The organism is Imhoffiella purpurea (assembly GCF_000585215.1).
Lineage (GTDB): Bacteria > Pseudomonadota > Gammaproteobacteria > Chromatiales > Chromatiaceae > Imhoffiella > Imhoffiella purpurea.
This window is the reverse complement of sequence record NZ_AONC01000097.1, coordinates 1-11,716: the sequence shown is the minus strand read 5'-3', so window position 1 is coordinate 11,716 and position 11,716 is coordinate 1. Positions and strand designations below refer to the sequence as shown.

Here is an 11,716-nt window from a genome sequence, read left to right as displayed (position 1 = left end):
TACCCCGGCTTCCTCGCTGAGTCCCTGCCGATCGGATCGGGTGTGACCGAGGCCGCCTGCAAAACCCTCGTCAAGCAGCGTCTGTGCGCCTCCGGAATGCGCTGGAAAACCAAAGGAGCCAAAATCATTCTCAGCTTGCGTTCGCTGGTCCACACCACCGGACGCTGGACTCAGTTCTGGGAGAAAATCGATCAATTTGGCGCTGAATGCTGCTGCTGAGGACATCATGCGGAGGCCGCGCCCGCATATCACGCTCCCTCAGTGTTTCACCGTTGAAAAGTCATCGACAAAAGCTCTGAGCCAAATTTCGATGCAAAGCAGGGAAAGCAGTGTGTAGCTGCCATCAACCTGACCGCTGTCATTGGCACGGATCAGCTGCTGCACCGCCCACGGATCGAACAGTCCCCGTCTACGCAAACTGGCCTCCGACAGTAAATCACCGAGGAGGTGTCGCAGCTCGAAGCGCATCCAGCGTCGAATTGGCGCGCCGAAGCCAGACTTTGCACGATAGATCACAGGTCGCGGCAAATAGGGCTCCATCGCTTTCTTAAGTATCCATTTGCTAATTCGGCCCCTCTGTTTGAGCACCGACGGAACACGTGCAGCGAAATCCACCAGATCCATGTCGAGAAAGGGCACGCGTACTTCTACCCCCGCGGCCATCGACATCTTATCGGTATAGATCAAGTTGTGGTCGCTGAGGAAGAACCGTTGCTCAAGCGCCAGAGTCCTCTCCAACGGCGAGACATCTCCTGGCAAGGATTCGAGGAACTCTAAGAGAGGCGCAGTCGCAAATGAGTCTGTCAGGTGCTCGGCGAAGTCACGCGTATAGAGGCTTATGAGACTTTGCTCACGCGCCCACATGAAATAGTTCGCGATACGCGCATCACCATCGAGCGCAGCACCACTGAGTAGCTTGGTCAAACGGCGTTTCCATGCGCGGCGTTGATCGAGGCCCGACGTCCACCTCTCCAGGAGGGAGCGAAATCCGCGAGGAAGCCACTGCCAATAGGCATCGAGATGCACGGCACGATGGCGACGATATCCGCTGAAAAGATCGTCGCCGCCAGCTCCGGAGAGCAAGACTTTGACCCCCCGCTCACGCGCTAGCTCCGCGATATAGAGCACATTCAAAGGCGCCGGGTCGGCAAGCGGTTCGTCTAGCTGTAACACCATCTGGGTCAAGTCATCCGCCATGCGCCCAGGCTCAATCCGAACAATATCAAGCGGAACGCCCAGGTGATTCGCAACTTTCCGAGCATAAGGAAGGTCGTCCGTAATGCCTTCTTCCTGGTCTCCTACTGGATCGATCGTGAAACAGTGAATGTTTGGATTCGTCTCACGCGCGAGAGCAACAATTGCACTAGAATCCAACCCACCGGACAAGAACGCTCCGACCGGAACATCGGCCACGAGCTGTCTTTGCACAGCCTGCCGCAGGCAGGACACAAGCCTATCCAGCGAGTCAGACATCCCCAAATATTCGATATGACCGCGAGAGACAGGAAGGCGGTACCAAGTCCACCGACGCATCACCTGCCCTGAGGAAACCAACATCGCCTCACCGGGCAACAATTTCCGCACAGACTTAAGGGGAGTTCCATCGCCTGGACACCACAGAAAGCTCAGATATCGGTGAAGAGCCAGCTCATCGATTGGGCCGACGTCCTGCATCATTGCCAACAGGCCCTTGATCTCACTCGAAAAGCCAAACCCACACGACGTCGCGGCATAGTAGAGAGGCTTAACGCCCAAACCATCCCGAGCGACCAAGAGCGACCTAATGCGAGCATCCCAGATCGCAAAGGTGAAGATCCCATTGAGGCGCGGCAGCATCGCTGCGCCTTCATTGAGATAGAGATTCAACAATACCTCAGTATCCGAGCTTCCCCGAAACCGATATCCCGAGCCCTTAAGCTCACTGCGTAGTTCCCGGAAATTGTAGATCTCACCGTTGAATACGAGCACCACTTTCCCGTCTTCGCTCAGCATCGGCTGGTGGCCAAGCGGCGAAGGATCGAGGATAGATAGCCTGACGTGACCTAGACCCACACCGGCGGGGGAATCGATGAAGACGCCCGAGTCGTCTGGACCACGATGCGAGATGCGGCCAAGCCCCGCACGCAGTGAGCCTGGATCGAATTCACCGCAGAACCCAACAATTCCACACATAGATAAAGTGCCCGATGAAATGCTTAGTGCTTAATCATACTGTGGCACCCGAGGATCAGGCTTGCCGGACCCATAAGATCTCTTGATTGGCAGCGTACCGGTAAGCTCGATCTCGCGGCATTTATACTCAATAAAGCGCATATGATCTGATCGAAGTCTTGCCCACATATAGCCAACTCGACCCGATTTCCACGAACCTTTCAAAATCCAGTTGTATAAAAAGAAAAGAAAGAAACGGAACGGAATATAACGAAAATATTTCTTGATCAGCATGCGACGCTCGAATGCCGTTCCCAATAATCGCGGCGTAAAAGCGAGGCGAGCCTTGCGATACGCAACGACTGCCTCCGCGGTCGAATAACGATTCTGCTTCTCTAGCCAATGTTCAAGATCCGGGCTATCATGATGCTCCAAAAAACCGGGCACGTGCAGAATGGAAGCCCTAACGATAGCATGCTCATTCACATCAACGTCCGAGAAGCTACAAAAGCCCGTGGGCCATGCTCGAACTAATCCCATGTTTACGGGCAGTGGCCTACCCATAAACCACAAGCGTATCTTAACGGAGATCGCATAGGCTGCCGCCTGATCAAAAATCGACATCAGATTTTTTTTTAGTTCGTCCGATAACCGCTCATCAGGATCAAGCTTCATCGTCCAGGAAGCAGAGATCGGCAGGTTGCTCAGGGCGAAGTTCCATTGATCGCCATAACTCCTGAAAGGTCGCTGCACAACATGGACACCGTAGCGTAGTGCAATGTCGACGGTTTCGTCCTTGCTAAAACTATCAACGAGAAAGACCTGTTCTGCCCAACCACATAAGTTCTGGCACACGGCATCCATGTTGTGGCCTTCATTGAGCGAGATCATAACGACCGCGACAGGCGCAACCCCTGCTTTCCAGGCGCCCGATTGAGATTCCACGCCAGTGTCTCGACACATCGACATTCAATCCTCGATAACCCAACTAGGTCTATTAGACCATGAATACATCCATTCGTAGGTCTCTCGCATCTGGCGACCGATCCGCTCCCAGGAGTAGTCTCTTTGCATCCAATGCCTCCCCTTATTACCCATAATCCGTAGATCCGAACGAGTCATTTGCATGACATGATCCAGACTGGCAATTAATGGAGCGAGTCCGATGTCGATCCACCAGCCCGCCCTTTCTCGTTCGAGTCCAGCCCATGGCGCCCCCTTGGAGACAATAACAGGGGTGGCTGATGCCAATGCCTCAGCGACTACCATGCCAAAGTTCTCCGAGAGTGACGGCAAAACGAATACATCGGCTTGTTGGTAGGCATCCATCTTCGCGGCGCCATAGAGTGGTCCAGAAAATGTCAGCCTAGGGAGCCGCAACTTGATCGCGAGGGCCTCCATCCTGCGCCGATACTCACCATGCACGGGACCCACGATTTTCAATTGCCAGTCAGGATGCCTTTGGCAAACAACCTGCCAAGCAGAAAGCAGCAAATCTACACCTTTTCCAGGGTGGATACGACCTAGAAACAAGACAGTTCGGAATCCATCTCGGTCATGATCCCTTAGGGTAGGAATGTCAACACCGTTAGGAATGATAGCAACCGGCTGCATGAATCCTGCTCGGCGTATGTCCTGATACTCAGCTTTGGCCGTCGCGTGGAAACACGTTGTTGGTTCTAGGGCCCGACGCTGAACTAAAGGCCAAAACACACGCTTTACTCTCGAACCAGATCTCATCGCCCAAGCCGACAATGTACCGCGTGGCGAAACGACTAAGGGCACCTGGTACTTTTCCGCGACGCGCCCAGGGTAAATATTCGGCATCATCCAAAGGCTGTGATTGTGCAACACATCGATAGAGCCCGCCGCAGCTTGCAGCTTCAGCCATTGATACATCGCATCCGAGTGACCCAATCTACGTGGTCCAAACCCTAATGGGAAGCTGTGCACATAAGGATAAAGCCGTTGAGGCGAAAGCGGACCATCATCAAGAATCGCTAGATTCAGCGACAGCCCTTCCGCAATCAGAGATTCACAAAGTCGGATGACCGAATAACTTGGGCCGCTCGCTTCTTCGGAAATAGCGGGAACGACATGAGTGGATTTCATCGCTAGATGTGACGCGTCGGCAACCGTCGGTGCACGCGGCCTATCAAAGCGCGCGCGAGCCGATTCCGGCCTCCGTGAGGGCGGTCTACGACAAGCTCAGCGGGCTCGAAACCGAGGTCTTGGCGGCGTTGGTCGGTGACAGCGCCGAGCAAGCCAGAGAGCTCATCGGCGCCCTCGACGGTGTACGCGCCCCCGTGCTGGCGGACTACCGGGTCAAGATCCTTGATGGCAATGCGTTGGCCGGACGTGAGCACCGTCTGGCCGATACGCGTGCCCAGCGGGCGGCCCCCTTGCCGGGCAAGGCGCTGGTGGTCTTCGAGCCGGCGCTGGAGGTGATCACGCAGCTGATCCCTGAGGTGGACGCCTATACCCGGGAGCGCGCCCTGCTGCCTCAACTCGAGCGCACGATCGAGGCGGGGGATCTGTGGATCGCCGACCACAACTTCTGTGTCGCCTCCTGGATCTGGACCCTGCACCAGCAGATCCCGGTCCGTCCGCTCGAGGCGCTGCGCCCGGTGGGGCGCAGCCACCAGGGACAGCTCAGCGAGCAACCCGTGACGATCACCGCCCCTGACGGCCAGCAGACGCTCGAGCTGCGTCGTATCCGTCTCGAGCTGGACACGCCCACACGTGACGGCGAAACTCGACTGTATCTGTTGACGACAGTGCCCGAGACGAGCGCCGATTCCGCGCAGATCGCCGCGCTCTACCGCGAGCGATGGACCCTGGAAAAGGCCTTTTTGCACCTCACCACGCAGCTGCGCTGCGAGCTCGAAACCTTGGCCTATCCGCCCGCGGCCCTGTTCGGGTTGACCATGGCCATCGTCGCCTACAACGCCTCGGCCGTGATCAAGGCGGCGCTGCGTCAAGCTCACGGCGCCGAGAGCATCGACACGCAGGTCTCGGGCTACTACCTGGTCAACGAAATGGCACGGGTCAGCGACAGTCTCGAGACGCTGGTAACGCCCGAGGAATAGGCCGAGTTTCATACCCTTACCCCCGAGGCGATGGCCGCTTGGCTGCTCACCATCGCCCGGCACGTCGAGTTGCGCAAGTACCGCAAGCACTCACGCGGCCCCAAGAAGCCCGCTCCGGCGCGGACCCATGATCCGACCAAACCGCATGTCTCCGTCGCGCGTCTACTCGAACAACGTCGAAAGACGCCGCGAACCTGAGGGGGCCGATCAGAGAAGAGACTCATGACCACGATATGTGACCTTCAAAGCCCTGGTTCTTGGCTTCTCTCCAACCGATCGCCCTACTTGAAGTTTAGGCCAGTGGGGCTGAGTCGGCTGAGATTCGTGAATAATCAGGCACCCGGAATCACTATTGAAGATTCTCTCTAGCAATTTCCCTGTATAAGATAGCGTATTGCTCGGCAACAACACCGACACGAAAGCGCTTTACATTCTCTAACCCTTGCCGAATAAGATCATTTCTATAATTCTCATCATGAATCACACGCTGTACCCCAGCGCGAATACTTTCAATATCGTATGGATCAACCAAGCAGGCTGATTCGCCAGCCACTTCTGGCATCGACCAAATCTGGCTCGTGACTACCGGCCTACCAACTGCCTGTGCTTCCAATATAGGTAATCCGAACCCTTCATAAGTTGACGCGAAAAGAAGGAGATCGGACTGCATATAATGTCTAACCACCTCCTCCCTCGTGATATCGATATAATTCTCGTATGTAATTCCATGCCTAACTAGTGCAGTCTCTTGCTGCTCAAGAAGCTTACCGATAATAACCATTTTGCAACTTATGCCTTCTAGAGCTGACGCATGCCGCTCCAAGTTCTTATTCAATTTTGTTCCTACATGCAAGATACGAGGACAATGTATTCGGAAGATGCGGGGCTGAAATTTAAACTCTTCAAAAACAAAATCAGGCACGACACGAACTTTATCTGCGTGGCAGCCCGTATACTTGAGAACTTGAAGCCGAGTGCTTTCCGATATTACGCTAATTAAGGCACAACGCCGAGCAGGCACCCAATACCACAGTAACCAAAATATCCATTTTCTAAGTCCTTTAAGCCGCTCATCGAGCGAAACACAATCATGAATAGTAAGCAACGTTCGACGCGATCTAAGGAAATACGTCAGATAATGAACATCGCCGGTTATATGGTTAACGTCGCCCTGAAATTTCACTACCCGTAGTGAATCTAAAATACGGTTTAAAAAACCTCGAGACTCGAATCGATTTATGACAACAGAAACCTTAATGTTTTGAGTTAGATTACCGCGAATATCTTCAAATAGCCTTTCAATGCTATATGATGAATTACTGGGGTGACGCATGAAATGAGTAACCCTAAGCATTCACACCTCGCCGACGATCAAAGTAGTCTTTAGACTGCCGATACCAAATCTGAGCGATAGACTCGCAAACAACCGCGCCGGCCCCACTTGAACTGTGGGCAGTGAGGGAGCAGACGTTTTCACCAAGGCAATAGGCTCCATATGAAACGCCGCTCCCAATTAGAAATCTATTCAGCGATGCGAAGAGCTGGCTTAGATATTACACCCCCAGCGGCATTGCGCACGGCAACGAAACCTGGTTCGTCCCCTAAGTACAACATTTTGCCGCTACCCGGTGCGATACTAATTGCTACACTCTCACCCCCAGACAGTTGTTTGCCTGTAGAAATATCCCATAAAACAGTCCCTTCTGGCCAAGCGGCATCTAACTTAATTAAGGCATCTTGCGTATTAGGCATATAGTTTTCCAACTCACCACCGTCGTCAATCACGAATTTCTTAGTACTCCCAATTAAGCTCCCTACAGAATTTGAATCCCACCTCCCAACGTCTGCATTAACTACGACAATCACCTTTCCTGGATATCCGATAAGATCGTAAGAAGCAGCATACCCGTTACCGCTTGACACAGCGACATCTAAAGAATTAGCTGGCGCACTTAGCCGATGTATATACCACGCGAAATTTTGTAACTCTTGTACTGCACTTGCGTATTCAGATACAGCAGGAACCGGATTAACGAGATCTGAACCTTCTACACCAGGCATAAACAAGCGCAAACTCAAATCAGTTTTGGACGTACTTTCACTTAATGATTTATATTGAGTCACGTCTTCTGGAAGGGTAGGAGTTGCATCCCAAAGTAGAACGCTTTTGGCACCACTCAATACGGATAGCCACACCATCGCACTGACGGCGTTCTCCGGCGCTCGATAGTATTTCGTAAACTTCACTCGACTTTCATCCACTCTCGACCAACCCTGGTTCCTGCTTTCCACGAACTCCTTTATACGCTCCACTTCACCCATAGCCCCCGACTCTACCTTCTCATTAGAAACAATCATCTCGTTGGCCAGCCCAGCAAACACAGCTGTATAAGGTATACCGAGATCGTTCGCATATTTAACATATTTTCTTGTCTCGTTCGTATACCATTTTAATGCCGAAGAAGGAGTAGCGGAATATCCACCGGCGCTTCCATCCCAACCCCAAAACGCATACCGATCAGAACCCAGCATATCAGGATATGGCCTTACAAGATGATCGATCGTATTACCCTGATTCAACAACAAGAATAAATTAGCGTCCGGCACTTCTTTCTTGATTTCAGAAAAATACACACTTACCGCATTTAGGTAGGCAGGCGTAGGCTCCTCCTTTATAGAAAAGGCAAGTATATTGCTTTCACTCTTATATTTCTTGATAAAGTCAACCGCAGACGGGGCTTTTGTTCTAGCCTCTTCTTCGCTTGGTGAAGAAAGATATGCAAAATCCAATTGCAATATCATCTTGAAATTGTATTTCTTAGACCATGCCACCCAATCGTCAATGTTCTTTCCGACGGCAACATGGTAGAAATTAAATCCACCTTCACTCATTCGCCTAAGAAATTCCTCCATATAACTCTCGTAAGTTACACCTGAAAGCGACGACACCTTCTCCATATGGTACGGATAGATATAGAAACCAGATAGAAACCTATCGGCGCTCGCCTCCGACGCTTGATCCACGGCATATACGCTTTTCGTGGAAAAAATAATTCCTATCGAGCAGATAGCAAACCATACTAAAGCTCGCAAAAGGAAAACTAGCGAAAACCGATATGAGAACATTTGTCTTCTCCAAACTTTAGACGCTGTATAGAATTTGCTTCTTAATAAACTCGACCTGGACCCCGCGCAACCGAAGCGAATTATCTATTCATAGGCTATTTGATTGTTGCAGAGTTAACGAAGCAAAAGACGCGACGATGCGAGATAGACTTGCGATTCACTTGATCTTGGCTCTCTCTCATGATCTTTGCTCAGTCGACGTGACCGACCAAGCCAAGCAAATGTGCGTTCTACGACCCAGCGACGTGGCAACACATGAAAACCTTTCTTTCCTTTCTGCCTCTTCACGACTTCGAGGATGCAATTAAATTCAGCTAATACCCAGTCAAAAAGCTCACGGCCACTGTATCCGCAATCAGCCCAAATGATTTTGACGCTCTGCAAGATCACAAATAAATGCTCAAGGACTTGACGAGCGGCTTTTCCGTCAAAGATGTTGGCTGCATGCACACAGACGACCAGCAGGCAACCTACTGTATCGACTACGATATGCCACTTCCTACCCTTGACGAGCTTGCCACCGTCGAAGCCAGACTCGATCGATGATTCCGGTGTACCTTTGACGCTTTGACTGTCAATGATGGCACCACTCGGGTCTGGATCTCGGCCTTTCTGTTGACGCAAACGCACCCGCAGCGCGACATTGACCTGCTCCAGTATTCCTCTGTGCGTCCACTTGTTATAGTAGTAATTAACAAGGTGGTAAGAAGGAAAATCTTTTGGCAAATAACGCCACGGGCAACCTGTTTTGTTCAAATAGAAGATGCCATTCAGAATCTCACGTAAATTCGACTCACGGGGGCGACCTGTTGTATAGGGGTCAAGCTCGTTCAAAATTGGCTCGACGATTGCCCATTCGTCGTTCGACAGGTCGCTTGGATAGCGTACAGGTGTATGAGTAGTATCTGTAGTCATATGGATCTCCCCGAATGCAAAGAAGGCATTCGTATTAAATCGTCTTCTCCTTACAAAATTTTTGACTACAAAACAGTGACTTAGCTCCTGTACAGCGTCTTAGTTAATCCTTGATTAGCGTATAATCAAGACACTTCTTGAGAACCTGAAAACGCGAAACTAAATTTTTTATTAATTACCTGGCTCCGTGAACTAAATGACGGCCCAGAATAGGAAAATATTTGTAGAACAAAGGGTTGTGATTGAAAAATCGAATTTACGGCATCACCCGCTGGGTGAAGACGAAAGTCGGCTTTTTCTGTTCGTATATGCTTGTTCTGTAGGCTGTTTTTTATTCCACGCATCATTCAGTTCACGGACTCAGGAATTAGATATTTTTGGAACTGCCATTCGTTTCTTTCCTAACAGCAGCACTCCGCCAGCCATCCCACTCCCCAAAAACATCGGTAAGGAGTTAGCAAATACATCTGCTGTGTTGCACCAAAACAGTAAAGCCGAAAGCCATATCATGCAAAATGCCGCTGAAACACCACGAGAATCAGCACCTCTTTGCCGGCTAACCTGAATTGCTCGAATAATAACTGTTACAATCATTACGGCCCCCAACAGCGCACCTATCAGCCCAACTTCTGCAGACAATCGTATTAGTGAACTTTCACCTAGATGATAATGTTTCAGTTCATCGTATACCAGGCTGCCACCGAACCGCTGTGCGCCAAAAGTATATCGACCAAACCCTTCACCAAATAGCAAATAATGATCTAATATTCCTTGCATAGAGTATATTAAATTTCCATTCAACCTCTTGGGAATATCATACACCCCCCCTAAAAACCGCGCCACCACCGCATCCGTGTAATTCGGATAAAGCATTGAATACAAGAAAAAAAGAGAGAAAGCAAACAATCCTATCGCCATTATGTTGAAAAGAAACTTTAATTTACTCCGCTGATAGACGAATAACATCAAACCAAGAGCACCCACCAAGAAAAGCATAGCAGCTCTTTGGCCAGACGCAATGACAACCGCCAGATCGAATAAGATCAGGAGATAGAGTGGTTTCGAAAGGCGGATAGCTGATGAGGCATGAGCCAACCATCTGAAGAGCACTAGCAAGAATATGACCTGACCGAATTGCCCAGTGTGCATATAGATCGAGGTTGGTCGAAATAGACCCTGAATACCCTCTTGATTTTGATCTACGTAGTCACCGATGCCAAGCCCTTGGTGCCCCCAGGTACTATTAATGGGATTGTCTGGGCCAAGGTATATTTGAACCCACGCCATCAAGGAAGAGATGACGACCCAGAATGACGCGGAGAGGAAGAGATATTGTATGCTATCTTTATATTTATTAATAAAGAAACCAGACACAAACAGGAGAATTATTGGCATGAACGTAGCTCTCAGCCCGACACCAAGGATTCCAATATTAGTGCTGCTAATGAACTGCTGAATCAGCACCCATGACAAAAATGTCGCAAGAAGAAAGTAATAAACAATGGGCAACGTGCAGCAGGCAAGCTTCGAACGCACAAGCAGGACAAGAAAAGTAATAAGTATGACAATATCGGAAAATATAAGCATTGAATCATGCTGATAAAAGTACTTACGGATGACCATTGCAATTAATGGAAGATTCAAAACGAGTAAGAAATAAAGCTTCGTCACTTTACTAAACGCTGGTATGTCAGGATGTTGACAAGGAGTTCATGAGTTAGAGTTGAACCGTTCTATTTTCGGTATATTAGGCGTATCTGGTTAGCTCCAGCGCGCACAAGAGTTATTATCAAATCTGGTGTATGACCATGGGGTCAGAGTTTTGTCAGGCGGCTTCCCGCTGCTCCTTTTGGGTATCCGGTGGGTCGTCAGGGACCGGAATCCCGTCTTCGTAACGTGCCCCACCGAGTAGTTCGGCCACTTTCTCAGGAGCACGAATACGTCGCCAGGCATTGGCCGCCTCCTCGCTCATCTTGAAGGCCAGGCCCAAAAAGCTCGCGCGGGTGACGCAGTTCTTGGTCCGGCTGGTGCGATGGCGGACGGTGGCGAACGTCGACTCGATGGGGTTGGTGGTGCGCAGATGCACCCAGCGCTCGGCCGGGAAGTCGAAGAAGGCCAGCAGGGCCTCGTGGTCCTTCTCCAGCTTCTCGGTGGCCTTGGGGTACTTGGCCTCATAGCGACGGATGAAGTGCTTGAAGGCTTTGTTGGCCTCCTGACGGGTCGGCGCCATCCAGATGGCCTGCAAATCGCTTTTCGCCTTGCCGTGCAGTGACTTGGGTAAGGCATTGAGCACATTGCCCATCTTGTGGAACCAGCAGCGCTGATGCCGCGTCTCGGGGTAGACTTGATGGCGGTGATCATAACTCCGGTCCACACTCATGCCGCCAGCGGTGTCAAATAGGGTTGTCGAGCGGGTGGCGGTCGTTGTCGTCGTG

The 11,716-nt window shown here is 50.9% G+C and carries 10 protein-coding genes and 1 pseudogene; 3 read left to right on the top strand and 8 right to left on the bottom strand.

The window, feature by feature from the left end; translation table 11 throughout:
- A pseudogene (locus D779_RS20405) lies at positions 1 to 219 on the top strand (ISKra4 family transposase); the annotation flags it as partial.
- Between the two features lie 39 nt (positions 220 to 258).
- Here D779_RS20405 and asnB read toward each other — a convergent pair.
- The 3 genes from asnB to D779_RS20390 are packed head-to-tail and all read right to left on the bottom strand — an operon-like array spanning position 259 to position 4,263.
- Complete coding sequence (gene asnB / locus D779_RS20400) at positions 259 to 2,172, bottom strand: asparagine synthase (glutamine-hydrolyzing) (RefSeq protein WP_043758180.1); 1,914 nt, start codon at positions 2,170 to 2,172, stop codon at positions 259 to 261.
- Positions 2,173 to 2,202: 30 nt separating this feature from the next.
- Positions 2,203 to 3,096, bottom strand: coding sequence for a glycosyltransferase family 2 protein (locus D779_RS20395; protein ID WP_043758188.1), 894 nt, complete (start codon positions 3,094 to 3,096; stop codon positions 2,203 to 2,205).
- A 24-nt stretch (positions 3,097 to 3,120) separates the two neighbouring features.
- Positions 3,121 to 4,263: a glycosyltransferase gene (locus tag D779_RS20390; protein ID WP_043758175.1), complete on the bottom strand. Its 1,143-nt coding sequence runs from the start codon at positions 4,261 to 4,263 to the stop codon at positions 3,121 to 3,123.
- Positions 4,264 to 4,271: 8 nt separating this feature from the next.
- Here D779_RS20390 and D779_RS20385 point away from each other — a divergent pair, with 8 nt between their 5' ends.
- On the top strand, positions 4,272 to 5,240 hold the full coding sequence (locus tag D779_RS20385; RefSeq protein ID WP_232424262.1) for a transposase: 969 nt from the start codon (positions 4,272 to 4,274) through the stop codon (positions 5,238 to 5,240).
- A gap of 30 nt (positions 5,241 to 5,270) precedes the next feature.
- Positions 5,271 to 5,438, top strand: coding sequence for a hypothetical protein (locus D779_RS23055; protein WP_232424261.1), 168 nt, complete (start codon positions 5,271 to 5,273; stop codon positions 5,436 to 5,438).
- A gap of 151 nt (positions 5,439 to 5,589) precedes the next feature.
- On the opposite strand, the gene D779_RS21935 is transcribed toward D779_RS23055, so the two are convergent.
- The 5 genes from D779_RS21935 to D779_RS20375 form a co-directional block, all read right to left on the bottom strand.
- On the bottom strand, positions 5,590 to 6,573 hold the full coding sequence (locus D779_RS21935; protein ID WP_198295764.1) for a glycosyltransferase family 4 protein: 984 nt from the start codon (positions 6,571 to 6,573) through the stop codon (positions 5,590 to 5,592).
- A 188-nt stretch (positions 6,574 to 6,761) separates the two neighbouring features.
- Complete coding sequence (locus tag D779_RS22485; RefSeq protein WP_157726488.1) at positions 6,762 to 8,153, bottom strand: hypothetical protein; 1,392 nt, start codon at positions 8,151 to 8,153, stop codon at positions 6,762 to 6,764.
- A gap of 327 nt (positions 8,154 to 8,480) precedes the next feature.
- Complete coding sequence (locus D779_RS21930; RefSeq protein WP_081763639.1) at positions 8,481 to 9,281, bottom strand: IS5 family transposase; 801 nt, start codon at positions 9,279 to 9,281, stop codon at positions 8,481 to 8,483.
- Positions 9,282 to 9,641: 360 nt separating this feature from the next.
- Positions 9,642 to 10,952 (bottom strand): hypothetical protein, encoded by a 1,311-nt coding sequence (locus D779_RS20380; protein ID WP_157726487.1) that lies wholly within the window; start codon positions 10,950 to 10,952, stop codon positions 9,642 to 9,644.
- 154 nt (positions 10,953 to 11,106) lie between these two features.
- On the bottom strand, positions 11,107 to 11,716 hold a 610-nt coding region (locus D779_RS20375), incomplete at its 5' end, for a transposase (protein ID WP_198295763.1).

Bases quoted from the DNA above. Each gene is read 5' to 3' on its own strand.
- D779_RS20390 (WP_043758175.1), bottom strand. From the start codon at position 4,263: ATGAAATCCACTCATGTCGTTCCCGCTATTTCCGAAGAAGCGAGCGGC.
- asnB (WP_043758180.1), bottom strand. From the start codon at position 2,172: ATGTGTGGAATTGTTGGGTTCTGCGGTGAATTCGATCCAGGCTCACTG.
- D779_RS21935 (WP_198295764.1), bottom strand. From the start codon at position 6,573: ATGCGTCACCCCAGTAATTCATCATATAGCATTGAAAGGCTATTTGAA.
- D779_RS23055 (WP_232424261.1), top strand. From the start codon at position 5,271: ATGGCCGCTTGGCTGCTCACCATCGCCCGGCACGTCGAGTTGCGCAAG.
- D779_RS21930 (WP_081763639.1), bottom strand. From the start codon at position 9,281: ATGACTACAGATACTACTCATACACCTGTACGCTATCCAAGCGACCTG.
- D779_RS22485 (WP_157726488.1), bottom strand. From the start codon at position 8,153: ATGGAGGAATTTCTTAGGCGAATGAGTGAAGGTGGATTTAATTTCTAC.